Origin of the sequence: Bacillus altitudinis (genome assembly GCF_001191605.1) — a bacterium.
GTDB lineage: Bacteria > Bacillota > Bacilli > Bacillales > Bacillaceae > Bacillus > Bacillus altitudinis.
This window is the reverse complement of the sequence record NZ_CP009108.1, coordinates 179,980-205,784: the sequence shown is the minus strand read 5'-3', so window position 1 is coordinate 205,784 and position 25,805 is coordinate 179,980. Positions and strand designations below refer to the sequence as shown.

Annotated in this window: 30 protein-coding genes and 1 riboswitch; of the genes, 24 read left to right on the top strand and 6 right to left on the bottom strand. The window is 42.2% G+C overall.

Annotated elements, in window-relative coordinates; translation table 11 throughout:
* Window positions 1-13: 13 nt before the first annotated feature.
* Together ID12_RS01100 and ID12_RS01095 are read right to left on the bottom strand one after the other, a co-directional pair.
* Window positions 14-1,345 (bottom strand): HAMP domain-containing sensor histidine kinase, encoded by a 1,332-nt coding sequence (locus tag ID12_RS01100; protein WP_007500323.1) that lies wholly within the window; start codon window positions 1,343-1,345, stop codon window positions 14-16.
* Window positions 1,342-2,016 (bottom strand): response regulator transcription factor, encoded by a 675-nt coding sequence (locus ID12_RS01095; RefSeq protein WP_017359278.1) that lies wholly within the window; start codon window positions 2,014-2,016, stop codon window positions 1,342-1,344. Before ID12_RS01095 ends, ID12_RS01100 begins: the two co-directional genes overlap by 4 nt.
* A gap of 337 nt (window positions 2,017-2,353) precedes the next feature.
* Between ID12_RS01095 and ID12_RS01090 the strand changes: the two genes are divergently transcribed.
* A complete protein-coding gene (locus ID12_RS01090; protein ID WP_050826598.1) occupies window positions 2,354-3,724 on the top strand; it encodes a S1C family serine protease in 1,371 nt (456 codons plus the stop codon).
* 244 nt (window positions 3,725-3,968) lie between these two features.
* Here the strand turns inward: ID12_RS01090 and ID12_RS01085 are convergent, their stop codons facing one another.
* The gene (locus ID12_RS01085; protein ID WP_035701320.1) at window positions 3,969-4,811 is read right to left on the bottom strand and encodes an oxidoreductase; all 843 of its coding nucleotides are present in this window, start codon (window positions 4,809-4,811) and stop codon (window positions 3,969-3,971) included.
* Between the two features lie 113 nt (window positions 4,812-4,924).
* Between ID12_RS01085 and ID12_RS01080 the strand changes: the two genes are divergently transcribed.
* The 3 genes from ID12_RS01080 to ID12_RS01070 all read left to right on the top strand — a co-directional run bounded on the left by ID12_RS01080 (window position 4,925) and on the right by ID12_RS01070 (window position 6,671).
* The gene (locus ID12_RS01080; protein ID WP_171465740.1) at window positions 4,925-5,371 is read left to right on the top strand and encodes a YusW family protein; all 447 of its coding nucleotides are present in this window, start codon (window positions 4,925-4,927) and stop codon (window positions 5,369-5,371) included.
* 145 nt (window positions 5,372-5,516) lie between these two features.
* Window positions 5,517-6,347 (top strand): ABC transporter ATP-binding protein, encoded by an 831-nt coding sequence (locus ID12_RS01075; RefSeq protein ID WP_008347057.1) that lies wholly within the window; start codon window positions 5,517-5,519, stop codon window positions 6,345-6,347.
* A gap of 72 nt (window positions 6,348-6,419) precedes the next feature.
* On the top strand, window positions 6,420-6,671 hold the full coding sequence (locus tag ID12_RS01070) for a YusU family protein (RefSeq protein ID WP_050826597.1): 252 nt from the start codon (window positions 6,420-6,422) through the stop codon (window positions 6,669-6,671).
* A 232-nt stretch (window positions 6,672-6,903) separates the two neighbouring features.
* Here the strand turns inward: ID12_RS01070 and ID12_RS01065 are convergent, their stop codons facing one another.
* Genes ID12_RS01065 through ID12_RS18685 form a run of 3 tightly spaced genes read right to left on the bottom strand, consistent with a single transcriptional unit; the run spans window position 6,904 to window position 7,663 of the window.
* A complete protein-coding gene (locus ID12_RS01065) occupies window positions 6,904-7,251 on the bottom strand; it encodes a spore coat protein (protein ID WP_007500333.1) in 348 nt (115 codons plus the stop codon).
* 12 nt (window positions 7,252-7,263) lie between these two features.
* A complete protein-coding gene (locus tag ID12_RS01060; RefSeq protein WP_060698253.1) occupies window positions 7,264-7,515 on the bottom strand; it encodes a hypothetical protein in 252 nt (83 codons plus the stop codon).
* Between the two features lie 10 nt (window positions 7,516-7,525).
* Window positions 7,526-7,663 carry a YuzL family protein gene (locus ID12_RS18685; RefSeq protein ID WP_008347049.1) on the bottom strand — a complete coding sequence of 46 codons (138 nt, stop codon included), beginning with the start codon at window positions 7,661-7,663 and terminating at the stop codon, window positions 7,526-7,528.
* Window positions 7,664-7,862: 199 nt separating this feature from the next.
* Here ID12_RS18685 and ID12_RS01055 point away from each other — a divergent pair, with 199 nt between their 5' ends.
* From ID12_RS01055 to ID12_RS00965, 20 genes are all read left to right on the top strand, one after another.
* Window positions 7,863-10,250: a 3-hydroxyacyl-CoA dehydrogenase/enoyl-CoA hydratase family protein gene (locus ID12_RS01055; RefSeq protein ID WP_050826596.1), complete on the top strand. Its 2,388-nt coding sequence runs from the start codon at window positions 7,863-7,865 to the stop codon at window positions 10,248-10,250.
* A 12-nt stretch (window positions 10,251-10,262) separates the two neighbouring features.
* Window positions 10,263-11,438: an acetyl-CoA C-acetyltransferase gene (locus ID12_RS01050; RefSeq protein WP_050826595.1), complete on the top strand. Its 1,176-nt coding sequence runs from the start codon at window positions 10,263-10,265 to the stop codon at window positions 11,436-11,438.
* A gap of 14 nt (window positions 11,439-11,452) precedes the next feature.
* Window positions 11,453-13,234, top strand: coding sequence for an acyl-CoA dehydrogenase family protein (locus ID12_RS01045; protein WP_017359285.1), 1,782 nt, complete (start codon window positions 11,453-11,455; stop codon window positions 13,232-13,234).
* Between the two features lie 110 nt (window positions 13,235-13,344).
* A complete protein-coding gene (locus tag ID12_RS01040) occupies window positions 13,345-13,701 on the top strand; it encodes an arsenate reductase family protein (protein ID WP_008356673.1) in 357 nt (118 codons plus the stop codon).
* Window positions 13,702-13,767: 66 nt separating this feature from the next.
* Window positions 13,768-14,151, top strand: a complete 384-nt coding sequence (gcvH, locus tag ID12_RS01035) for a glycine cleavage system protein GcvH (protein WP_008347039.1) — start codon at window positions 13,768-13,770, stop codon at window positions 14,149-14,151.
* A 46-nt stretch (window positions 14,152-14,197) separates the two neighbouring features.
* Window positions 14,198-14,434, top strand: a complete 237-nt coding sequence (locus ID12_RS01030) for a YusG family protein (protein ID WP_008347037.1) — start codon at window positions 14,198-14,200, stop codon at window positions 14,432-14,434.
* 131 nt (window positions 14,435-14,565) lie between these two features.
* Window positions 14,566-14,910, top strand: coding sequence for a toprim domain-containing protein (locus ID12_RS01025; protein WP_008347035.1), 345 nt, complete (start codon window positions 14,566-14,568; stop codon window positions 14,908-14,910).
* Window positions 14,911-14,921: 11 nt separating this feature from the next.
* The gene (locus ID12_RS01020; RefSeq protein ID WP_007500346.1) at window positions 14,922-15,224 is read left to right on the top strand and encodes a thioredoxin family protein; all 303 of its coding nucleotides are present in this window, start codon (window positions 14,922-14,924) and stop codon (window positions 15,222-15,224) included.
* Window positions 15,225-15,344: 120 nt separating this feature from the next.
* The gene (locus ID12_RS01015; protein WP_008347033.1) at window positions 15,345-15,686 is read left to right on the top strand and encodes an SCP2 sterol-binding domain-containing protein; all 342 of its coding nucleotides are present in this window, start codon (window positions 15,345-15,347) and stop codon (window positions 15,684-15,686) included.
* A gap of 102 nt (window positions 15,687-15,788) precedes the next feature.
* Window positions 15,789-15,897: riboswitch (SAM riboswitch) on the top strand.
* A 155-nt stretch (window positions 15,898-16,052) separates the two neighbouring features.
* Window positions 16,053-17,078, top strand: a complete 1,026-nt coding sequence (locus ID12_RS01010) for a methionine ABC transporter ATP-binding protein (RefSeq protein ID WP_017359288.1) — start codon at window positions 16,053-16,055, stop codon at window positions 17,076-17,078.
* On the top strand, window positions 17,071-17,739 hold the full coding sequence (locus tag ID12_RS01005) for a methionine ABC transporter permease (protein WP_025207943.1): 669 nt from the start codon (window positions 17,071-17,073) through the stop codon (window positions 17,737-17,739). The genes ID12_RS01010 and ID12_RS01005 overlap by 8 nt, the downstream gene beginning before the upstream one ends.
* Before the next feature lie 14 nt (window positions 17,740-17,753).
* The gene (gene metQ / locus ID12_RS01000) at window positions 17,754-18,575 is read left to right on the top strand and encodes a methionine ABC transporter substrate-binding lipoprotein MetQ (protein ID WP_007500351.1); all 822 of its coding nucleotides are present in this window, start codon (window positions 17,754-17,756) and stop codon (window positions 18,573-18,575) included.
* Between the two features lie 103 nt (window positions 18,576-18,678).
* Window positions 18,679-19,047, top strand: coding sequence for a carboxymuconolactone decarboxylase family protein (locus tag ID12_RS00995; protein ID WP_003212803.1), 369 nt, complete (start codon window positions 18,679-18,681; stop codon window positions 19,045-19,047).
* Window positions 19,048-19,262: 215 nt separating this feature from the next.
* Entirely contained in the window at window positions 19,263-19,400 is a 138-nt protein-coding gene (locus tag ID12_RS19305) for a YuzK family famiily protein (protein WP_008356693.1), read from the top strand.
* Between the two features lie 210 nt (window positions 19,401-19,610).
* Window positions 19,611-20,396, top strand: a complete 786-nt coding sequence (sufC, locus tag ID12_RS00990) for a Fe-S cluster assembly ATPase SufC (RefSeq protein WP_007500355.1) — start codon at window positions 19,611-19,613, stop codon at window positions 20,394-20,396.
* 18 nt (window positions 20,397-20,414) lie between these two features.
* Window positions 20,415-21,728: a Fe-S cluster assembly protein SufD gene (gene sufD / locus ID12_RS00985; RefSeq protein ID WP_017359290.1), complete on the top strand. Its 1,314-nt coding sequence runs from the start codon at window positions 20,415-20,417 to the stop codon at window positions 21,726-21,728.
* Window positions 21,728-22,948, top strand: a complete 1,221-nt coding sequence (locus tag ID12_RS00980; RefSeq protein ID WP_007500359.1) for a cysteine desulfurase — start codon at window positions 21,728-21,730, stop codon at window positions 22,946-22,948. Before sufD ends, ID12_RS00980 begins: the two co-directional genes overlap by 1 nt.
* Entirely contained in the window at window positions 22,938-23,384 is a 447-nt protein-coding gene (sufU, locus tag ID12_RS00975; protein WP_008347017.1) for a Fe-S cluster assembly sulfur transfer protein SufU, read from the top strand. Before ID12_RS00980 ends, sufU begins: the two co-directional genes overlap by 11 nt.
* 17 nt (window positions 23,385-23,401) lie before the next feature.
* On the top strand, window positions 23,402-24,799 hold the full coding sequence (gene sufB / locus ID12_RS00970) for a Fe-S cluster assembly protein SufB (protein ID WP_007500362.1): 1,398 nt from the start codon (window positions 23,402-23,404) through the stop codon (window positions 24,797-24,799).
* A gap of 430 nt (window positions 24,800-25,229) precedes the next feature.
* The gene (locus tag ID12_RS00965; protein ID WP_050826594.1) at window positions 25,230-25,802 is read left to right on the top strand and encodes a restriction endonuclease subunit S; all 573 of its coding nucleotides are present in this window, start codon (window positions 25,230-25,232) and stop codon (window positions 25,800-25,802) included.
* Window positions 25,803-25,805 lie beyond the last annotated feature (3 nt).

Here is a 25,805-nt window from a genome sequence, read left to right as displayed (position 1 = left end):
TGCGGTGTAAAACCTACAGCCTCTTCTTTGGAACAGTGATCGTATAGCGTACACCTAGTTCATCATTTTCAATTGATATGGACGCTTGATGCATTGAAAGAATTCGTTTGACAATGCTTAATCCAATGCCGAATTCGCCCTTTTTTCCCTTACTAAAAGGTTCGTATAGGCTGGATAGCATGTGTTCTTCAATTGGAGGGCCATCATTACGAATGACGATGCGAATTTGATCCTCTTCCTGCTTCATATGAATATCAATTTTATTTTTTGCGTAGCGAAGTTGATTTTCTAATACATTTTCAAATAATTTGCTCCATTGTTCTGGATCGCCTTCAAGTGCAGCCTCATCATCTAAGTCCACGTTCCACTGCAATTCATTTTTCGACCAGCGTAAACGGTCAACCACTTCCAGCATTGTATTACTCACAAGGAAGGGAGAATGCGCCGGATGTTGTTTTGATAAATAATCAAGCTTTGTTAAATACAGCAAATCTTTGATTTTCTTCTCAAGCTTTTCCGCTTCGCCTTCAATCACTTCCACCGTTTGTTCAAGATCTCCTTTAGGGAAAATTCCATCTTTAATAGACTGCGTATAACCGCGGATGACCATCACAGGTGTTTTTAAGTCGTGTGATATATTTTGCAAAAGCGTTCGTTCTGTTTCATCCTTTTGAATGAGCTTTTGTCTCATTTCTTCAATCGTATGCCCCAGTTTGCCAATTTCATCTTGCCGGTCAACCATCACAGGATCGTCCCAGTCTTCTTGTGCAATGCGTTTGACGTGCTTTTCAAACGCGACGATTGGACGTGATAAGTAGCGGGCGAGCCAAATCGATGGAATCCAGCTTAGTAAAATAACCGTTCCTAAGATGAAAATCAGCTGTTTAAACAGTGTAAAGGACAAGTCATCTCGATAAGAATCGGGTGCATATGACAAGAGAATATATTGTGTATTGCCAGTTGAGACTTTTTTGATCACAAAAAAGATATGCTGGCCATTCACTTCTTCAGAATAGCGTTTTGTTGCGCTTTTTTGTTTTTTAACAAAGGACTGCACTTTTTCAATAAAGGCATGCGGGAAAAACTGAGCCATTTGATTTAATTCATCTGACGGAATCAGAATGTGCTGAACCGAGCGGTTTTCTGGTGTCGACTTTGGTGAGCCGTCTCGATTCAGAGGGTATTCTGTTAACACTTGCTGCTCGTTTTCGATGTTTTTATAAATTTCATTCGTAAAGAAGCTGCGTAATGTATTTGAAAATAAAATGATCAGGACAATCGAGATGGTGAGTAAAATGCCAGAGATGACAACCCAAATTTGAAAAGCGAGTGGTTTGTTCTTCATCCTTTTAGCATCCTATAGCCAAATCCATAAATGGTCTCGACTTTTAAGTCAGGCATTTTTTTGCGCAGCCGTCTGACAAGATCATCGACCACACGATCTGTCCCGAAGTAATCGTGCCCCCAGATCTTGACGAGGATATCTTCCCGGGAAAAGGCATGTCCTTGATGATGGGTAAATAAGAGCAGCAAATCAAATTCCTTAGACGTTAAATTAATCAGCTGATCTCCTTCATACACCTCTCTTACGTCCTCATGAATGATATAGGAAGAAACGGGTGTGACGCTTTGCTGCGGTGTGTCACTGTTTTTATATACAAGCTCCAGCAGCTTTTGCACACGGATGATCAGCTCGCGCGGAAGAAAGGGTTTCGCAATATAATCACTGCTCCCGAGTTCTAAGCCAAGCACACGATCAATATCTGCATCACGTGCCGAAATAAAAATGACCGGTACGTCAGGCGAGGCTGCTTTGATTTCTTTAATGAGTGTGTAGCCGTCTGTATCAGGCAGCATAATATCTAAAATCCATAGATGCGGGGGCTTGTTCATTGCTTCGCGTGCCGCTTCTCCGGTTAAAAAAGAGGACACATTCCAATTTTCACTCTCTAAATATTTGGTTAACAGTTCATTTAAATTCTGCTCATCTTCAACTAAATAAATGGTGTACGACAAAGTCTTCCACATCCTCTCAACGTCATTATAACGGGATACAAAGGCGGCATGTCAACAATCACACGCTTTTTTCACAATTTCACATATTCTTCTCATTATTATCCCATAATGTTTGTTTATGATAAGCTCAAGGGAAAAAAGGGCATAGACAAAAGGCTAATGAATAGGTGCTTTTCACCAATGTGCACACCTTGCTTTTTTTCTATGAATAAGTATTATATAATTTGACATATTGTCATAAAGAATTTTTCAATGATATTGCCATTAAGAGGACATGAGTCCTGTCTAGACATATGAATGAAGCATTTCATGAAAATGATGCAAAGGAGTGCAAGCGATGGATTTCCGAAGAGAAGATGAAGAGAAAAAAATGAATGATCAAGAACTCACACATCAAGAGAATGAGAAACAAATAGAAGAACCAGAAAAAGAGAAAGAACTCGTTTTTCACCACCATGAAAACGAAGCATCTGCCTCTCAGGAGAGGGTGACAAATGGGTCTCCTCAAGTGATTGATGACCGTTCGTCTAAAAAGGAGAAAAAACGAAAGGCTGCATGGCTAAGTCCGATTCTTGGAGGGATTATTGGCGGCGGTCTTGTGCTTGGCATTACACCGCTTTTACCGCAGTCACAAGATACAGCGGCAAACACTCAAACCCAAACAGCATCAAGCGAACCGGCTTCATCTGAAAATTTCTCAACAAAACAAATCACCAATGCGACGAATGTTGCTGATATGGTAGAAGATTTAGAGCCGACGATTGTAGGGGTATCAAACTATCAATCTACACAAAACTCGTTCGGTCTTAGCGGTGATTCAACTGAAGCAGAAGCTGGAACTGGTTCTGGTGTCATCTTCAAAAAAGATGGCAAAAAAGCATACATTATCACAAATAACCATGTAGTCGAGGGTGCCAATAAATTAAAGGTCACACTATACGATGGAAAAACAAAAGATGCGAAGCTTGTCGGCAGTGACGTAATGACAGATTTAGCTGTCGTGGAAATAAATGCTGACGGCATTGATAAAGTTGCAAGTTTTGGAGATTCTTCTAAGCTTCGTGCTGGAGACAAAGTCATTGCAATCGGGAACCCGCTCGGTGCGCAGTTCTCTGGTACAGTAACAGAAGGGATTATTAGTGGTCTCGATCGTACCGTTGAAGCCAATACATCATCTGGAACCGTTGAGATGAATGTGCTTCAAACAGATGCTGCCATTAACCCTGGAAACAGTGGCGGTCCACTGATCAATACAGACGGTCAAGTCATCGGCATCAACAGCTTGAAAATTAGCGAAAGCGGAGTAGAATCACTCGGATTTGCGATCCCAAGTAACGATGTCAAACCGATCGTAGATCAGCTGTTGAAAAATGGAAAAGTCGAACGTCCTTACCTTGGCGTACAAATGATTGATCTTGAGCAAGTGCCTGAAACGTATCAGGAAAATACACTTGGCCTATTTGATAAACAAATCGGTAAAGGCATCTATGTAAAAGATGTTTCAAAAGGATCTCCTGCACAAAAAGCAGGCTTGAAGTCTGGAGATGTCATCATCAAGTTCAAAGGAAAAGATGTAGCGAACAGCTCACAACTGAAAGAAATCCTTTATAAAGAAACAAAAATTGGCGATAAAACGACAATGACTGTCATTCGTGATGGAAAGAATAAAAATCTTGATATTACCCTTGGGCAGTCTGATAACGAATAAAAGAAAACAGGTGGATAAAAGATCCACCTGTTAGATTGTTGACAAAGGGCTAAAATGAACTTGATTTTAGCCCTTTGTCTTCTTTTTTTCAGCGTGATAGAAAACCTTTGAAGTCTAGGAAGGACGAGTACTGGCGCGGAGCGAATTTGACATTCGTGAGCACCAGCACGCAGGACTGACAAAGAATGCGAAGGTTTGTCTACACGCTGACAGGTGGATAAGCGATCCACCTGTTTTTTTGTGCCTATTTTTTTGAGGATAGTGTCCGTAAAATAATGTTTTCCCATACATTCCAAGGCAAGAGCTGCTTTGCTATGAATGAAAGCCGAACACCTTTCCCCACAAGATACCTTAGCTTCTTTAGTCGCTTCTTCTCTGCAAGCGAAACCACAAGCTCTGCAACTTCGCCTGGATCTCCATAGTTGTTTTTTTGCGTCTCTATATAGGACATCATGTTTTGATAAATAGTTGTGTATTTAGAACCTGCTGATGGTGGTGTCATTTGCTCATTCATGGAGGTGTTCCAAATGTTCGTTTGGAAAGAACCCGGCTCAATCAAAGCGGCCTGAATACCAAACGCAGCCAGCTCAATTCGCAAACTCTCTGTATAGCCCTCTAGTGCAAACTTTGACGATACATATGGAGAGAGTGCGGGCATTCCCATGAGTCCGCTGATACTGCTCATATTGAATATTTTTGCACCGCTCGTCATCAACGGAAGGACTGCTTGTGTCATTTCCATCACACCAAAGACATTGACTTCAAATTGCTCACGGTACTGGTCAACAGGCACTTCTTCAGCAAAACCAGCATAGGCCGTTCCCGCATTGTTCACAAGCAGGTGAATGGGAGCATAGGCATTAAGCCTTTTTTGAAATGCTTGAATGGACTGTGTATCTGTCACATCTAATGCTTCAATATGTATTGATTCGGATAAAGCGGCGTTCTTTACTTCTTCGGCAAGCTTTTTCGCATTGGTTTCCTGTCTTACGCCAGCAATCACAGTGTACCCTTGCTGAGCGAGACGCAGTGTGATGAGCTTTCCGAAACCGCTGTTGGCACCAGTCACAATGGCTGTTTTATTCATCTTCCGGTTCTCCTTTTTGTTTTAATCTACCATAGTCTGCTGTTTTATTGAATAACCAAAAGGGGCTTGGAGAAGAATAAAAAACGATGCTATGAAATAGGAGGAAACACATGATGTGCTGGAAGAAGGCGGGACTGCTAGGAGTGCTGTTCTTTATGCTGTCTGGCTGTCGTTCAATCGAACCAATACAACATCCACATGAAGCAGAAGCTGAAAGTCTGTCAGCTGTTCAAATGAAGGAATTGCCATTTCAGCATTTGCAATTGCACGTACAATATGGACAAAAAAGCGAATTATATGAAGCTACCTATCGTCAAGCTGGTGGAAGAGAAGAAGCACTGATTCGAGATCATATGAATGGTGTCCGCTATGAAGGGGAAGAAGCTTTACGTGAAATGAAAATGAAGCTCAATGATATGTCGATTCCTAGTGCAAAGCTGAATGAAACATATGTCAATGAGTTATTATCTGCTTTTAATTTAGATGATGATTATCAGCGGATACGAGTCGATATCAAGCTCGAAGATGGGACAAAACGTGCATTCGAAAAGAAAAAGTAAACGAGACTTTCTCATTTTTTAATTGAAAATGATTTTCAAGATCACTTAAATCTGATACACTAAATTGAGATAAGTGATCTTTGACGTCTACATAGACGATATTCAATATAAAAAATTTGGATGAGAAAAGGAGCGTTTGAGCGGAATGAGTGCCATTTCTACTGAAGGTTTAAGCTTAGGTTACGGAGAAACAATGATCATAGACGAACTAAATGTGTCAATCCCTAAGGGTGAAATCACAGTATTTATTGGCAGCAATGGATGCGGTAAATCCACGCTACTTCGCTCTTTGGCCCGTCTCATGAAGCCAATGGGTGGTTCTGTCCTTCTTGAAGGTCATTCCATTGCAAAATTACCAACAAAGGAAGTGGCGAAACAGCTCGCCATTCTTCCGCAAGGACCAGAAGCGCCAGAAGGATTAACGGTGCATCAGCTCGTCAAGCAAGGGCGATATCCTTATCAAAATTGGCTGAAGCAATGGTCAAAGCAAGATGAAGAAGCGGTTAATCGCGCACTAAAGTCAACGAAGATGGAAGACCTTGCTGATCGAACGGTTGATTCATTATCAGGTGGACAAAGGCAGCGTGCATGGATTGCGATGACACTGGCTCAGGAGACGGATATTATTCTATTAGATGAGCCAACAACGTATTTAGACATGACGCACCAAATTGAAATCCTGGATCTTCTTTTTGATTTAAATGAAAAAGAGCAGCGCACGATTGTCATGGTTCTGCATGACCTCAATCTCGCTTGCAGATATGCGCATCACCTTGTGGCCATTAAAGACAAGTCGATTTATGCAGAAGGAAGACCGGAAACTGTCATTAACTGTGATCTTGTGAAAAATGTCTTTGATATGAACTGCCAAGTCACAACAGATCCTTTATTCGGAACACCTTTATGTATTCCGCACGGCAGAGGACGCTGTATTGTCCAACAGGCACAAGCTGAGACATTTCTTGCTGCAAGATAATCGTATGTGAAAAGCCTGACATCTGTTACACGCAGAGTCAGGCTTTTTTCTGAAAAAAGGAGCGGAATACCAATGGGAAATGAATTAGATGAAAAGCTCGAAGGCCTGCTTGATAAATATACAGAGCTGCTGCTTGGTGAAACGAATGAGGAACTGAAAAGAGATGTCTCGCAGTGGATCATCTATTCTCATATTGCCAAAAGCATGCCGCCTTTAGCCAAGCATTTTAATGACATGTATCCAGAGGCAAAAGAAGACATCAAAGAAATGATTCAGCGGATCAAGCAATTAAATGAAGCTCATCGTGCCAATAAAGACCGTTAAAAAACTGCCAGTACGAGCTGGCAGTTTGAGATTGTTGACAAAGGGCTAAAATGAACTTTATTTTAGCCCTTTGTCTTCTTTTCAGCGTGATAGAAAACCTTTGCAGTCTAGGAAGGACGAGCACCGGAGCGGAGCGAATTCGACATTCGTGAGCACCGAAGCGCAGGACTGACACCGAATGCGAGGGTTTGTCTACACGCTGAAACTGCCAGTACGAGCTGGCAGTTTTTCTTTATGACATGGGTGATGATCCGTACGGTGATTGATCTGTCAGTGTTTGCTGGAACTTTTGATGTGCCTGCTGAAGCTTCTGCTGGTCAGCGGCTTCGACAGAGTACCAGCCATATTTGAACATGACATCATATAAATGTCTTTGCGTTTTTTGTGTTTCTAGCGCAATTCGCTGAATATCTTGGTAAAGAGATTCATGGCTGAATTCATTGAGCGCTGTGTTATATCCGCTTGTCATATATTTTTCAGTCGACAAAAGGTCTGTGACAAAGTCGCGATCGTTCATGTTTGTCGTTGTTGGAACCGGCGTTTGTGGATTCCCGATTTTTTGTTGGTTTTGCTGTTCCATGTCTGTTACCTCCTATTGCATAAAGCCAGAAGACTGGCCTTGCCCTGAGCTGCCTAAATGTTGAAGTATTTGTGTGTAATGCTGATGGTGCATTTGACCCACTTGATTGAGTTCTTGTTTCAATGTTTGATCCTGACAATGCTCGGCCATAAAGTGGGCCTTTTTCATTGCGATCAAATTCCAGTTGAGCATATCCTCTAGGTACAAGGAATCCTTTACTGAAATCACCTGTGGGGGCATATTCATTTGCTGGTTGTTCAAGATGTGTTCCTCCTTACGATTTCTTTTTATATTGCTGATTTTGACTGGTCTTTTTACCGCCTAGGTCTGCTTCTTGTGATGGACCTGCGTTTCCTTTCACACTTGCAGCACTTACGCCTGCTTTTGATGGGTTCTTTTGCAAACGAGACATGTGGACATCACCTCCATTCTTACAATTCCCCCTCGTCTTTAATTCATACGCTGTAAAGAAAGACGCATGAGAATGTGTAAATTTTTGAAATCTGCTATTGAACTGTTTCGGAAAATCTTTTAAGATAAAGAAAGAGGCATTGCTTTTTTTTGGACAAAAAATGAATGACTATTCATTCAAAATGTTTAGGGGGATATTTATGGGCAAACATATTCGCAAGGCGGCTGTCATTGGTTCAGGTGTCATGGGCTCAGGCATTGCTGCACATCTAGCCAATATCGGGATACCAGTAACATTGCTAGATATTGTGCCACATGAACTGACAAAGGAAGAAACGGCAAAAAAGCTAACGATTGATCACCCTAGTGTTCGGAATAGATTAAGCCAAGACGCAATGAAAAAATTGTTAAAGCAAAAGCCAGCACCTCTTACTTCAGCCAAAAACCTATCATACATCACACCCGGAAATCTCACAGATCACCTTTCCTTATTACAAGATGCTGACTGGATCATTGAAGTCGTCACTGAAAAGCTCAGCATTAAACAACACGTATTCTCTCTCATCGACGAACACCGCAAAGAAGGCAGCATCGTATCCAGCAATACATCCGGTATTTCTGTTGAAAAAATGGCAGAAGGCCGATCAATTGATTTTAAACGCCACTTTTTAGGCACTCACTTTTTTAACCCAGCTCGTTATTTAAAGCTGTTAGAAGTAATTCCTATTCAAGAAACAGATCCAGAAGTACTCTCATATATGAAAACATTTGGTGAAGATGTACTTGGCAAGGGTGTGGTCGAAGCAAAAGATACACCGAACTTTATTGCCAACCGAATTGGCACTTATGGGCTTCTTGTCACAGTGCGTGAAATGCTTGAGAACAAATACACGATCGGAGAGGTCGATTCTGTTACAGGTCCACTCATTGGCAGACCGAAAAGTGCGACCTTCCGCACACTTGATGTGGTGGGACTCGACACATTTTCTCATGTAGCCCGCAATGTGTATGAACAGGTAGAAGGAAAGGAAAAAGATATTTTTCAGCTGCCTGAGTTTATGGAAAGAATGCTCGAAAAAGGGTGGATCGGCAGCAAAGCAGGGCAAGGATTTTATCAAAAAAACGGAAAGAGCATTTTAGAGCTTGATCCTGTCACACTCACATACGGAGAACGGACAAAGCTGAAGGATCCGGGCATTGACATTGCCAAGCAGCAAAAGGGGACAAAAGCGAAATTGAAAGCGCTTATTTATCAAGACGGCCGTGCTGGGCAATTGCTTTGGAATATGACCGCACCTGTTCTTCTTTATTCAGCTCAACTAAAAGGCGACATTGCGGATGATATTCAGTCCATCGATAACGCCATGAAATGGGGATTTGGCTGGCAGCATGGCCCGTTCGAGCTGTGGGATGCGATTGGCGTGAAAAAAGCCGTCAGTCGAATGGAAGCGGAAGGGCACAGCATCCCGACCTGGGTGCGAGATATGCTTTCACAAGGACATGACACATTCTATCAAGAAAATGCCGAAGGAGACCGTGCATTTTATCAGAATGGTGCTTATGAACAGGAAAAGGGAAACGACAAGAATATTTCGTTAGCTAGATTGAAAAAGAAACACGATGTCATTTTTAAAAATACAGGTGCAAGCTTGATCGATATCGGGGATGATGTTGTCTTGCTTGAATTTCATTCGAAAAGTAATGCCATTGGGCTTGATGTCATTGATATGATCAATCGTGCTGTAGATGAAACGGAAAAGAATTATAAAGGGCTGGTCATCGGTAACCAAGGAAAGAACTTCTGTGTTGGTGCGAATCTCGCCTTAATTTTAATGGAAGCACAGGACGACAACTTCTTTGAAATTGATTTTGTCATTCGCAGGTTCCAGCAGGCGATGATGAAGGTGAAGTATAGTGACCGTCCAGTTGTGGCTGCACCATTTGGTATGACACTTGGCGGAGGGACGGAGCTTTGTCTACCAGCAGCCGCTATCCAAGCGTCCAGTGAAACGTATATGGGGCTTGTCGAAGCGGGGGTCGGACTCATACCGGGCGGAGGCGGAAACAAAGAACTCTATATTCGCCATCTGCAAGGAGCGGAAAAGCCATCAGCAACTGCGATCCAAGATGCTACGCTACAAACCTTTGAAGCCATTGCGATGGCAAAGGTATCTACATCAGCAGAGGAAGCGCGTGATATGAAGATGCTCCGAGTGAATGACCGGATCAGCATGAATGGTGATCATTTAATCCATGATGCGAAACAACTCGTTCTTTCTCTTGATGAAGCGGGTTATCGTGCACCTCTGAAGCGAAAGGTGCCCGTGATGGGGGAAACAGGCTACGCAGCAATGGTGCTGGCTGCTGAAAACATGAGATTGTCTGGATACATTTCAGACCATGACATGACCATTGCGAAAAAACTAGCACATGTCATTTCTGGCGGCAAATTGCCATTTGGTACAGAGGTGGATGAACAATACTTATTAGAGCTTGAAAGAGAAGCCTTTTTAAGTCTTGTAGGGGAAGTCAAATCTCAGGCACGCATGCAGCACATGCTCGTTAAAGGAAAACCTTTACGTAACTAGGGGGGAGTCAAAATGAGAGAAGCAGTGATTGTAGCTGGCGCAAGAACACCAGTAGGGAAAGCCAAAAAGGGATCATTAAAACATGTCAGACCTGATGATATGGGCGCATTGTGTGTAAAAGAAACGCTAAAGCGTGCCGGTGATTATGATGGAACAATCGATGATTTAATCATCGGATGTGCGACACCAGAAGCAGAGCAAGGGCTGAATGTGGCCCGGAATATTGGGGCATTAGCAGGTTTGCCATATACAGTACCTGCTATTACCATTAACCGCTATTGCTCTTCTGGTCTGCAGTCAATTGCTTATGCAGGTGAACGAATTATGCTTGGGCAGGCAGAAACCATTTTGGCCGGAGGCGTCGAATCGATGTCGCAAGTCCCAATGATGGGTCACTCCATTCGTCCAAACGCTCTTTTGACAGAGCAAGCGCCTGAATACTATATGAGCATGGGCCACACAGCGGAGCAAGTGGCGCAAAAGTATCAGGTCACAAGGCAAGATCAAGATGCTTTTGCGGTGAGGAGCCATCAAAAGGCAGCAAAGGCACTTCAAGAAGGGAAATTTTCAGATGAAATTGTTCCCGTTGATGTGACAGAAAGACGGGTAGGAGAGCAGAATCAACTAGAAGAACGCCAATTTACGTTCTCAAAAGATGAAGGTGTCAGAGCGGGCACAACAGAGGAGGTTCTCTCAACGTTACGACCTGCCTTCTCAACAAAAGGCACAGTGACTGCAGGAAACTCTTCGCAGACGAGTGATGGAGCGGCATGTGTCATGATGATGGATCGCGAAAAAGCATCTTCTCTTTCTCTTCAGCCGCTCGCCAAGTTCAGAGCGTTTGCTGTTGGTGGTGTACCACCTGAAGTCATGGGAATTGGGCCGGTTGAAGCCATTCCGCGTGCGCTGAAAATCGCTGGTCTAGAGCTGAAGGACATCGGGCTGTTTGAATTAAATGAAGCATTTGCTTCTCAGGCGATTCAAGTCATTCGTCATTTAGGGATCGATGAAGAGAAGGTAAATGTCAACGGCGGCGCCATTGCATTAGGACATCCGCTAGGCTGTACAGGAACGAAACTCACGCTGTCCCTCATTCATGAAATGAAACGGCGAAATGAACAATTTGGTATTGTGACGATGTGTATCGGCGGGGGCATGGGAGCAGCAGGCATTTTTGAATTGATCTAAAGGGGGAAAACAGGATGAAAGCAATGGAAGAAGTAAAAAAGGGTGGCAGTTTCTTAATTGATGAGACGAATTATGAGCATATCTTTACACCAGAGGATTTCTCTGATGAACATCAAATGATCGGGAAAACAACAGAAGATTACATTTTACAAGATGTCGTTCCGCACATCGATCAAATTGAAAATCATGAATTCGAGCATTCTGTTCGTCTCTTGAAAAAGGCTGGAGAGCTTGGCCTGCTTGGTGCTGATGTTCCTGAGGAATTTGGCGGGCTTGGGCTAGATAAAATCAGCTCAGCCATCATTACTGAAAAATTTGCAAGAGCAGGCAGCTTCTCTCTTTCTTACGGCGCCCATGTTGGGATCGGTTCTTTGCCGATCGTGCTGTTCGGCAATCAAGCGCAAAAGGAAAAGTACCTGCCAGGACTCGCCTCTGGAGAAACAATTGCGGCCTATGCCCTAACAGAGCCAGGGTCAGGTTCTGATGCGCTAGGTGCGAAAACAACGGCAGTCCTGAATGAAGCTGGAACACATTATGTCCTCAATGGGGAAAAACAATGGATCACAAACTCCGCATTTGCCGATGTGTTTGTCGTGTATGCGAAGATTGATGGTGAACACTTCTCTGCTTTCATCGTAGAAAAGGATTTTCCTGGAGTCAAAACAGGACCTGAAGAGAAAAAGATGGGCATTAAAGGGTCATCGACGAGAACGTTAATCCTTGAAGATGCCGAAGTGCCAAAGGAGAATTTGCTTGGTGAAGCAGGCAGAGGTCATGTCATTGCCTTTAACATTTTGAACATTGGACGCTATAAGCTGGCTGTAGGGACAATCGGAGCATCAAAACGAGTCATTCAATTATCGGCAGAGTATGCCAATCAGCGCAAGCAGTTTAAAACACCAATTTCTCAATTTAGCTTAATTGGCGAAAAAGCAGCCAACATGTCGGCAAAGCTTTATGCCATGGAAAGTGCTGTATACCGCACAGTCGGGTTATTTGAACAAAGAATGGGTCTGTTAAGTGACGAGGAGCAAAAGGATGGGAAACAAATTGCGCAATCCATTGCAGAATATGCGATTGAATGCTCTCTTTGTAAAGTGCTTGGCTCTGAAACGCTCGATTATATTGTGGATGAAGGTGTGCAGATTCACGGCGGATATGGTTTCATGCAAGAATACGAAGTCGAAAGAGCCTATCGCGACTCACGAATTAACCGTATTTTTGAAGGAACGAACGAAATTAACCGATTGCTTGTGCCAGGCACCTTCTTGAAGAAAGCGATGAAAGGAGAGCTTCCGCTTCTTCAAAAAGCGCAAACCCTACAGGAAGAGCTAATGATGATGATGCCGGAAGAGCCGGGTGATCAGCCGCTTGATCAAGAGAAATACTTACTTGCCCATGCGAAAAAGATCGCCTTGATGGTGGCAGGTATGGCCGCCATGAAATATGGGAAAGCATTAGACAAAGAGCAAGAAATCCTTGTGAATATAGCAGATATCGTCAATGAACTCTTTGCTGCTGAGTCGGCGGTCTTGCGTACGGAAAAAGCAATCGCAGCATCAGGCACAGAAAAAAATGCACAAAAGCTTGCGTATACACAAATTTTCACGCAGGAAGCCTTTTTAAAAATTGAAGCTCATGCGAAAGAATCATTGATTGCCATGGAAGAAGGAGATTCACTCCGTATGAGTCTGTCAGCCCTTCGCAAGCTGACAAGATTCACGCCAATGAATGTCATTGCGAAAAAGCGTGAGGTGGCGAAACGAATCTTTGAAGCAGAGAAATATATCGTATAAGACGGCTTAAAAGGTGCGGATATCATGTCGCACCTTTTTGTAAGCATACATTTAGGTTTTTAACATGTTTTGTGATAAAATGTTGTCACTATTTGCAGGAGGTGAAAATGGTGGCTTTAGATTTTTACGAATACCCATCTTGCGGTACATGCCGAAAAGCAAAGAAATGGCTGGAAGAACACAATAAAGACATCAACAGCATACATATCGTCGAAGAGACGCCTGATAAAGAAACATTAAAAGCCCTTTACGAAAAAAGCGGTTTAGAGCTGAAGAAATTCTTTAATACGAGCGGTCAGAAATACAGAGAGCTGCAGCTGAAAGATAAACTTCCTGCAATGTCAGAGGACGAGCAGCTTGAATTACTTGCGTCTAACGGAATGCTAATCAAGCGTCCAATTACAACAGACGGCAAACGAGTGACAGTTGGATTTAATGAAGATACATTTAAAAGCGTCTGGAAATGATGTAACTTTCATTCAGATTGTGGTATCTTCAATATAGATTGTAAGAAAAGACTGGAGGGGTATGAAATGAGCACACCAAAAGATTTACGTTATTCAGAAGAACATGAATGGGTCAAAGTAGAAGGAGATAAGGTGCGTATCGGTATTACGCATTTTGCTCAATCTGAGCTAGGGGATATCGTGTTCGTTGAGCTTCCTGAAGTAGGAGACAAAATCACAGCGGACGAGCCTTTCGGAAGTGTAGAATCAGTCAAAACAGTTTCTGAACTATACGCACCGATTAACGGCACAATCGTTGAAGTGAACGATGAGCTTGATGACAGTCCAGAGTTCGTCAACGACTCTCCATACGAAAAAGCTTGGATGATCGTAGTAGAGCCAGCGGATGCGTCTGAAATCGAGAACTTAATGACAGCTGAGCAATATGAAGAAATGACAAAAGAAGACTAATTCATGTGAAATTGGACACTCTACCTTTATGGGGGGGGTGTCCAATTTGTCTTTTCAAAAAGAACAGGTGGATATAACAGAGCATGTCACTGGACGATTCAAAGAGAGCGGCATGGTGCTTTACCATCAAAACGAAGAGATTGGCACGATGATTAGTGAAAATCAATATGAATTAAAATCAGGTTATTCCTATGATCAAAACCGTTTTTATCGTCTGTCAGATACGTTGACCCATGGGACTGAAAAATATGTAGACTGTGACGATGAAAATGGCTGGTGCTAATCACAGATAAGGCTGTAGTGAGTGAATGCTACAGCCTTTTTGTTGATCAAGTGCCCAATCTTTACAACCCGAATGAAAGATTGTAATCTAAGGAAGAAGTGAATCAACGTCAAAAGGGCCAGGTGATCGTGATGAATGTCGAGATAGAAAAGGTCATCATTGTAGAAGGTAAATCAGATAAACAGAAGCTAAAAGAAGTCATAAGTGAACCTGTTACCATCATTTGCACCAATGGCACGATCAGTACATCGAAGCTGGATCAGCTTGTGGACGATTTATTCGGGAAAGACGTTTACATATTAGCAGACAGTGACGATGCTGGCGACAAACTGCGGAAGCAATTCCGAAAAGAATTCCCTGAAGCACTGCATCTTTTTGTCGACAGAACGTACCGCGAAGTGGCCGCTTCACCGTCAGCCCACATTGCATCTATTCTATTAGCTGCAAACATTGATGTTCATTCGAAATATTTATAAGGGTGACGTATATGAAAGAGATTGAAGAGCATGAATTCAAGGAGATAGAGGACGATTTATTTCTTTTGTACTTATATACACCATTTTGCGGAACATGCCAGCTGGCAAAGAAGATGCTGGCAGTGGTTGATGCCATGCAGCCGGAAGTTCCTTTTTATGAAAATAACTTAAATTACTCGCCAAGTTTTGCAAAAGCATTTGAGATCGAAAGTGTCCCTTGCTTTCTCCTGTTTAAAAAGGGTGAAATCGTGCAAAAAGGCTATGCCTTTCACTCCGTTCCATATCTTCACGAAATGATTGAAACCGCTAAATAAAGCGGTTTTTTGTCATATTTCAAGCAATTCATTTGAAAATTTGTCGAGCTATTTATAAAGGACAAGCCGATGTTTGTAGAGAAATGTTATGTATAACCAAATGACAGGGAGGTTATACATGTGGAAAATGTGAAAGCCCATGGAAGTGCAGGGCAGCGATTATTGTTAAAGCCGTTGCTCTCATCATCATCCTTGAAGATTACATTTGAGGCGGAAACGGACTCTTGTACATTGATTGTGGATGAACGTGGTGAAGTGAAGAAACTACCTGCAATTGAGTTATCGGATCTCATCTTTTATGGTGAGCGAAAAGAGATTTTGCAATTATTAGATGGAGACATGTCCTTACAGCAGCTGATCAGCAGAGGACAAGTGAAAGTGAAAGGCTCATTTCGAGCTCTTCTAAGACTAGAAGCGGTACTTTGGCTGACGAACGGTTTTTTTCGAAAAATGATAACGTAGTCGTTTACTTGGAAATTAGCGATTTACAGCGTTGACATATCTCAGATAGCATGATATTCTACGTTAGTAAAAACATGAACATCACATAAAACAACATATTTTCTCTTATTAAGAGAGGTGGAGGGACGTGCCCTATGAAACCCGGCAACCGTCAGCATAGCTGAAATTGGTGCCAATTCACTCAAAGCCGCAACGCTTTGAAAGATGAGAGAAAGGCGTATTTGATATAAAAGGCCTTTCTGCTTGCGTTGCAGTTAGGTCTTTTTTACTGACCTTGCGTCAGGCTAGCGTCATAACAGTCGGAAGAATAATTGAACGTATGTGATGGCAACCTATAGATTCAGCAAGAAAGCAGGTGAACAGACTGTGATCCATTTACAGAATGTATCAAAAACGTATCTTTCAAAAAGCGGAAATGTTGATGCCGTGAAAGACGTCAACTTGGATATCGATAAAGGTGAAATATTCGGAATTATCGGGTATAGCGGCGCTGGGAAAAGCTCCTTGATTCGCCTATTAAACGGTCTGGAGTTGCCAACAGAAGGAATCGTTGAAGTGGCAGGCAACCGGATCAATGAAGTATCGAATGCGAAACTTCGGAAAGCAAGACAAGAAATCAGCATGATTTTCCAACACTTTAACTTGCTCTGGTCAAGAACAGTGAGACAAAATATTATGTTCCCGCTCGAGATCGCAGGTGTACCAACGTCAAAACGGAGAGCTCGTGCAAACGAACTGATTAAATTGGTCGGTTTAGAAGGAAAAGAAAATGCATATCCTTCTCAGCTCAGCGGCGGGCAAAAGCAGCGTGTAGGGATTGCGAGAGCATTAGCGAATGACCCAAAAGTTCTGCTATGTGACGAAGCCACTTCTGCGCTTGATCCACAAACAACGGATTCCATCCTTGAGCTTTTAGCCGATATTAATAAACGACTAGGACTCACCATTGTATTGATCACACATGAAATGCACGTCATTCGCAAAATTTGTCACCGTGTGGCAGTGATGGAGAATGGCCGTATTGTCGAAGAAGGCGAAGTATTACGTGTCTTCAGACAGCCGAAAGAAGAAATGACGAAGCGATTCGTGAAACAGCTTGCTGAACCAGAAGAAGCAAAAGAAACGATCGAGCACGTCCTAGAGAGAGTAAAAGAAGGTCAGGTCGTCAGGTTGTCCTTTATTGGAGATTCTGCCGAACAGCCGCTGATCACGGAAATTATTCGATCCTTCAAGGTCGATGTGAACATCCTGCAAGGAAAGATTTCTCAAACGCAGGAAGGCGCGTTTGGAACACTCTTTATCCATATTAATGGAGACGAGAACGAAGTTGAAAAAGCCATCGCCTATATCCAAAGCAAACAGGTTGAAATCGAGGTGATGACACATGTTTGAGAAATGGTTTCCGAACGTTGATCTAGAGGTTATTTGGAACGCGACGGGTGAAACGGTCTATATGACACTCATTGCATTAGCGTTTGCTTTTGCTATCGGCATCATCCTTGGGCTGTTGCTCTTTTTGACAAGTAAAGGCGGTTTGTGGGAAAACAAACCAATTAATGCTGTCATCGGCGCAGTAGTCAACATTTTCAGATCGATTCCCTTTATCATATTAATCATTCTATTATTAGGATTTACTAAACTAATTATGGGCACGATATTAGGTCCAAATGCAGCATTACCAGCCCTTGTCATTGGCTCAGCCCCTTTCTACGCACGTCTTGTCGAAATTGCACTGCGTGAAGTAGACAAAGGAGTCATTGAAGCAGCACGATCTATGGGAGCAAAAACGTCGACCATAATTTTCAAAGTATTGCTTCCAGAATCACTGCCAGCCCTTATTTCAGGAATTACTGTAACAGCGATTGCTCTGATTGGCTCTACTGCGATTGCAGGAGCAATTGGAGCAGGCGGACTTGGTGACCTTGCTTATGTAGAAGGATACCAATCTGGTAATACAGATGTCACACTTGTAGCCACTGTGTTTATTCTGATCATCGTCTTTATCATTCAAATAATCGGTGATTTGATTACAAATAAAATTGATAAACGTTAAGGGAGGAATTATTCATGAAGAAATTGATTTTAAGTGCACTATTTCTAGCATTTGCAGGCATTTTAGCTGCTTGCGGTTCATCAAATAACGCAAGCGATAACAAAACCATCACGGTTGCCGCTTCAAAAACACCACATGCCGAGATTCTTGAAGAAGCAAAACCACTTCTAAAAGAAAAAGGCTACGATCTAAAAGTGAAAGTACTGAGCGATTATAAAATGTACAACAAAGCATTAGCTGAAAAAGAAGTGGATGCGAACTTTTTCCAACATATCCCTTACTTGAACGAAGAAAATAAATCAAACAAAGATTACAACTTAGTGAGTGCTGGTGCCGTTCACCTTGAGCCTTTCGGTATCTACTCTAAGAAATACAAATCAGTAAAAGATATTCCAAACGGCGGCACGATCATCATGACAAACAACGTAGCTGAGCAAGGACGTATGCTTGCCCTATTACAAAATGCTGGTGTGATCAAGCTTGATCCAAAAGTAGATACAATCAACGCAACAGTCAAAAACATCAAAGAAAACCCGAAGAACCTAAAATTCAAAAAAATCGCTCCTGAACTAACAGCGAAAGCTTATGAAAACAGTGAAGGCGACGCTGTATTTATTAACGTTAACTATGCGATCCAAAATAAATTGAATCCGAAAAAAGATTCAATCGAACTTGAGCAAACGAAAAACAACCCGTATGCAAACATCGTCGCTGTTCGCAAAGGTGACGAAAAATCAGAGAAGATCAAGGTATTAATGGAAGTTCTTCACTCTGATAAAATCAAAGAATTCATCGACAAAAAGTATGATGGTGCAGTATTGCCTGTATCTGAATAACAACTTGTAAACCTCGCTTCATGAAAGCGAGGTTTTTTTGTGTATTTTTTCAAATCTCGCTCATAATAAAAACGAACAAATGACTTGAAGGGATGGAATGAAGATGAATGAACAACATATGAGCGGATCGATGCAACAATCACTGACGGATTATAAAACGGCAATGGGTGAATTTCAGAAGAAAATGCCGGTGTTTGGCAAGAAATTTAATGAATTTACGGAGCAGTGCTTTCAGAGCGATTCCTTAACACAAAAAGAAAAACAAATGATTGCCCTTGGCATCAGCATTCATGCACAAGATGAATATTGCATGATCTATCATACAAAGGGAGCGCTCGACCAAGGCGCAACAGAAGAGAATTTGCTGGAGGTCGTCAGTGTGGCGGCAGCGTTTGGCGGCGGTGCTGCGCTAAGTCAAGGCATCACAGTTGTTCAGCAATGTATTGATGAATTTGGAGGACAGACGCATTAAGGGAAGGATAAGATGGTATTTTTCCAAATCAGGGAGTTGAGTCGTTCTCAGCCGGTTGTGTGAGAAAATATGCCAGCATAGCGTGTTATATCCCTTTTGAGTGAAGCAGCATGCCTTTGATACAATGAAGCTACACTCAAAGAAGGGAATGGTTTATTATTTGTTCGGACCAGAGTACACTGGGATTGGATTATACCGCCGAGATGGAAAAGGCCATGCATCAATCTCATGGCATGAGTTATGCAGAGTACGAAAGAGACCATGACTTACGAATGAAAGTAGAACTTAAACGAGAGCAGTCCTATCGAGATGAGAAAAGACAGCTCGCAAAAATGAATATACGAGGCTATTGATAGCTAAGGGGCGGGGAGAATAGTTTCCCGTCCTTTCTTTATGAAAACAGTCTTTTCGACATAAATCCTTTTATCTACCTGTATTTTTTGTTAGAATTTTGAGAGCATCCTCTCACGCTTGTCGTGAATGTGTTGTATTCACTTTTAATTTGTTATAAAATTAGAATGAGAATAAATTGAGAATAATGATTATTTTGGAGGTATCGATATATGACTGCTTCGACATTAACAATTAAGGACTTGCACGTTGAGATTGAAGGGAAAGAAATCTTAAAAGGTGTAAACCTAGAAATAAAAGGTGGAGAATTCCACGCAGTAATGGGACCAAACGGTACAGGTAAATCTACTTTATCTGCTGCTATCATGGGTCACCCTAAGTATGAAGTGACAAAAGGCAGTATCTTGCTTGATGGCGAAGATGTTCTTGAAATGGAAGTAGATGAGCGCGCTCAAGCGGGTCTTTTCCTTGCAATGCAATATCCATCTGAAATTAGTGGTGTGACAAATGCAGACTTCCTTCGTTCGGCTATTAACGCACGCAGAGAAGAAGGCGATGAAATCTCTCTCATGAAATTCATCCGCAAAATGGACGAAAACATGGAATTCCTTGAAATGGACCCAGATATGGCACAACGCTACCTAAACGAAGGTTTCTCAGGCGGGGAGAAAAAACGTAACGAAATTCTTCAATTAATGATGATTGAACCAAAAATCGCAATCCTTGACGAAATCGATTCTGGTCTTGATATCGATGCGCTGAAAGTTGTTTCTAAAGGAATTAATAAAATGCGCGGCGAAAGCTTCGGCTGCTTAATGATCACTCACTATCAGCGTTTATTGAACTACATCACACCAGATCACGTTCATGTTATGATGCAAGGACGTATTGTGAAATCTGGCGGACCAGAACTCGCGCAGCGTCTAGAAGCAGAAGGTTATGACTGGATTAAAAAAGAGTTAGGAATTGAAGACGAAACTGTTGGTCAAGAAGCGTAAGCGTTAGGAGGATTATTGATGACATTAGAAACGAAATTATCAGTAGATCAAGATTATGTCAAAAGCTTCTCCGAGAAGCATCAGGAACCGGCATGGATGAGTTCCCTTCGCTTACAGGCTCTTGAAAAAGCAGAAGACCTTCCAATGCCAAAGCCTGACAAAACGAATATTTCTAAATGGAATTTAACCAATTTCAAACAGCATACAGTCGAAAGTGCGCCATTTGGATCTTTAGAAGAGCTTCCTGAAGAAGTGAAGTCTCTTATTGATTTAGAGGACACAGATAAGACAGTCTACATTCAGCGTGATCAAACGCCAGCATACTTGTCTCTTTCTAATGAAGCAAAAGACAAAGGCGTGATCTTCACTGATATCCATACTGCGATTCGCGAACATGGAGACCTAGTGAAGAAATATTTCATGACTGATGCAGTGAAAGTGGATGAGCACAAACTAACAGCTCTACATGCTGCTTTAGTGAATGGCGGAGCTTTCCTCTATGTACCGAAAAACGTAGAGCTTGAAGCACCAATTCAAGCCGTTTATCTTCATGAAAATGACGAAACAACGTTGTTCAACCATGTCATCGTTGTAGCAGACGATCATAGTGCTGTGACATATGTCGAAAACTACATCAGTACGGCAACACCAGAAGAAGCGATCTTCAATATCGTGTCTGAAGTCTTCACGGGTGCAAATGCCCGCGTCACTTACGGTGCAGTGGATAACCTTGCAGAAGGTGTGACAGTCTATGTGAATAGACGTGGTATGGCAAATGGTCGTGACAGTAAAATCGAATGGGCTCTTGGTCTGATGAATGATGGAGACGTCGTGTCTGAAAACATCACAAAGCTTATGGGCGACGGTACATTCGGTGATACAAAATCAGTTGTTGTTGGCCGCGGGAATCAAACGGAAAACTTCACAACAAGCATCATCCACTTCGGTAAAAACTCTGAAGGGTATATCTTGAAGCATGGTGTCATGAAGGATCAAGCATCTTCTATCTTTAACGGAATTGGTAAAATCGAGCATGGCGCAACGAAGTCAAATGCGGAGCAAGAATCTCGTGTTCTCATGCTGAGTGAGAAAGCACGCGGTGACGCTAACCCAATTCTTTTAATCGATGAAGATGATGTAACAGCAGGGCATGCTGCTTCTGTTGGGCGTGTTGATCCAATTCAACTCTATTACCTCATGAGCCGTGGGATTTCCAAAGAAGATGCAGAAAGACTTGTCATTTATGGCTTCTTAAATCCAGTCGTCAAAGAACTGCCGATTGAAGGAGTTAAAAAGCAGCTCGTTTCTGTGATTGAAAGGAAAGTAAAATAATGAATATCAAAGACGTTCGTGAGCAGTTTCCAATCCTTCATCAGCAAGTGAACGGACATGATTTGGTGTATTTGGACAGTGCAGCGACATCTCAAAAACCACGAGTTGTCATTGATGCAATGAATGAGTATTACCGGTCTTACAACTCGAACGTCCACCGGGGTGTTCATACCCTTGGCACAAAAGCAACGGACGCATACGAGGGTGCAAGAGAAAAAGTTCGAGCATTCATTGGCGCTTCTTCTGTCCAGGAGATTATTTTTACTAGAGGTACAACAACAGCACTGAACACAGTGGCAATCAGCTATGCTAGAGCAAACCTTAAAGAAGGCGATGAGATCGTCATTACGCATATGGAACATCATGCGAATATCATCCCTTGGCAGCAGGCAGCAAAAGCAACTGGCGCCACATTGAAATATATTCCGTTACAGGAAGACGGCACGCTGTCGCTTGAAGATGTGAAGCAAACCATCACACATCAAACGAAAATCGTTGCTGTCACACATGTCTCAAACGTATTAGGAACCATCAACCCAATTAAAGACATCGCAAAGATTGCTCACGATCACGGTGCAATTATCGTCGTCGATGGTGCCCAGAGCACCCCGCACATGCAAATTGATGTTCAGGACTTGGATTGCGACTTTTTCGCCTTCTCTGGGCATAAAATGTGTGGACCGACTGGCATTGGTGTTCTTTACGGGAAGAAGGACCTTTTGAATAATATGGAGCCTGCTGAGTTTGGCGGTGAAATGATCGACTTTGTGGATCTATATGATTCTACATGGAAAGAGCTGCCGTGGAAATTTGAAGCGGGAACACCGATTATTGCAGGAGCAGTTGGGCTCGGAAAAGCGATTGATTTCTTAAATGACATCGGAATGGAGGAAGTCAGCCGTTACGAGCATCAGCTTGCGACTTATGCACTTGAGCGCTTTAAGGAGCTTGAAGGTGCCACGGTTTACGGACCGCAGCACCGAGCTGGACTTGTGACGTTTAACTTAGACGACGTCCATCCTCATGATGCCTCAACTGTTCTAGATACGGAAGGTGTGGCCATTCGTGCTGGACATCACTGTGCACAGCCGCTCATGAAATGGCTTGGTGTATCAGCGACTGCAAGAGCAAGCTTCTATCTGTACAACACAGAAGAGGAGATTGACGAGCTCATGGCAGCGCTCCGTAAGACAAAGGAGTATTTTACGAATGTCTTTTAATGTAAACTTAGACACACTGTACAGACAAGTGATTATGGATCATTATAAAAATCCGAGGAACAAAGGTGTGTTAAACGACAGCATTGTCGTCGATATGAACAACCCTACGTGTGGTGACCGCATTCGTCTCACGATGAAAATCGAAGACGAAAAAGTCATCGATGCGAAGTTTGAAGGAGAAGGATGCTCGATTTCAATGGCATCTGCCTCTATGATGACGCAGGCGATTAAAGGGAAAGATATTGAAACAGCTTTGAAAATGTCTCAGATTTTCTCCGATATGATGCTAGGAAAAGAATACGACGATTCCATTGATCTTGGTGACATTGAGGCGCTGCAGGGAGTGGCAAAATTCCCAGCGCGCATCAAATGTGCAACATTATCCTGGAAGGCGCTTGAAAAAGGCGCATCTGCCGAAGATAACGGCAAATCATAAGATTGGAGTGAAAATGGATGGCTAAAAAAATGCCAGATGTTGGTGAATATAAATACGGCTTTTCTGATAAAGACGTTTCCATTTTCCGTTCAGAGCGCGGACTGACAAAAGAGATCGTTGAAGAAATTTCTCGTATGAAAGAAGAGCCTCAGTGGATGCTCGACTTCCGTTTGAAATCTCTTGAGCACTTTTACAACATGCCGATGCCACAATGGGGCGGAGATTTAAATGCATTAAACTTTGATGAAATTACGTACTACGTAAAGCCATCTGAGCGCTCTGAGCGTTCTTGGGATGAAGTACCAGAAGAAATCAAACAAACCTTTGATAAGCTTGGTATCCCTGAAGCAGAGCAAAAGTATTTAGCAGGTGTATCTGCTCAGTATGAATCTGAAGTTGTGTATCACAACATGAAGCAAGATCTTGAAGATCTAGGCATTGTGTTTAAAGATACAGACAGTGCATTAAAAGAGAACGAAGACATCTTCCGTGAGCACTGGGCAAAAGTCATTCCTCCGACTGACAACAAATTTGCTGCGCTTAACTCGGCTGTATGGTCTGGTGGTTCATTCATCTACGTACCAAAAGGCGTAAAAGTAGATACACCACTTCAAGCATACTTCCGAATCAACTCTGAGAACATGGGTCAGTTCGAACGTACACTGATCATCGTTGATGAAGGCGCACACGTGCATTACGTAGAAGGCTGTACAGCTCCAGTTTACACAACAAACTCACTTCACAGTGCGGTTGTTGAAATCATCGTCAAAAAAGGCGGCTACTGCCGTTATACAACGATTCAAAACTGGGCAAACAACGTCTTCAACCTTGTGACGAAACGTACAGTATGTGAAGAAAATGCAACAATGGAATGGATTGATGGAAACATCGGTTCTAAGCTGACAATGAAATACCCAGCTGTCATCTTAAAAGGTGAAGGCGCTCGTGGTATGACATTAAGTATTGCCCTAGCAGGTAAAGGTCAGCACCAAGATGCAGGTGCAAAAATGATTCACCTTGCACCAAACACATCTTCAACGATCGTATCGAAATCGATTTCCAAACAAGGCGGTAAAGTCACATACCGCGGAATCGTTCACTTCGGACGCAAAGCAGAGGGTGCACGCTCAAACATCGAGTGTGACACACTCATCATGGATAACAAATCAACATCTGATACGATCCCTTACAATGAAATCTTAAACGACAACATTTCATTAGAGCACGAAGCGAAGGTATCAAAAGTATCAGAAGAGCAACTATTCTACTTGATGAGCCGCGGAATTTCTGAAGAAGAAGCAACAGAAATGATCGTCATGGGCTTCATCGAGCCATTCACAAAAGAACTACCAATGGAATACGCCGTTGAAATGAACCGTTTGATTAAGTTTGAAATGGAAGGTTCTATTGGTTAAAATTTAAAAACCTTTATTTACAAGGGTTTGAATAGTGTAGAAGGCGAACTTTTGAAGTTCGCCTTCTTTTATTTTTCAGTAATATCTAGATAAATGTCCTCTGTTGTTTTAATCGATTTATGCCCCACAACCACATTAAAGAAGCGGTATTGCGCATGTGTAGGTTAAATCATGTGTGCCTTTATATTTGTACATATTACTCTGTCTGGAGATGATTCCTTAAGCACACCAGTCACAAAAATATGAAAAAATAGAAAATTATAAAAATGTTAAAACCGCTTATGGTATGGTTTTCAGGATATTTTCCGTCAACGGTAATATGTAATATAGAAATATTTCATATTATCGTTGACGAAACAACCTTGATGTGTTTTAATTTGTAATATAAAGATATTTCAAAAAATCATATATGTGATTAGGGGCGATTTAATTGGAGAAAAGAAAATTAAATGAATTCGTAACATTCGTTCCCGGTATTAATCCAACAAGAACACAAAAGCAATTTGAAACTCAAGAAATAAAGTATTATGACCAAGCGTCTTTTGAAGCTGATTATCATCGTGAGGACGTAGCTGTTGAAGAAAAGGCAAAATCTCAAAATAACCTATCTTTAAATGAAGGTGATGTTGTTATCAGTAACTCATTGCAGCTAGCCACAATTGTTGGTGAAAATAATGTTGGTAAAGTGTTGTCCCTCAACTTTACGAAAATAGAGTTTGATAGCGAACAACTTGATAAGAGATATTTTCTTTACTTGTTTAATGCTCATAAAGATGTGAAGCAGCAAAAAGAAAGGGGGTCACAGGGGAGTGGCCCTATTCTAAGAATTCCGCTTCGTGCCCTTGGGGAAATGATCGTTCCAGTTGTTCCGATCGAGGAACAGAAGAAAATAGGCACTATTTACGTAGAAACAATGAAGCTACAAAATAAGTTAAGCCAATACGCAGACTTGATAGGGCAGTTTACGAGCTCGGTAATAGAAGAAACATTAAAGGGGGAGTAATGA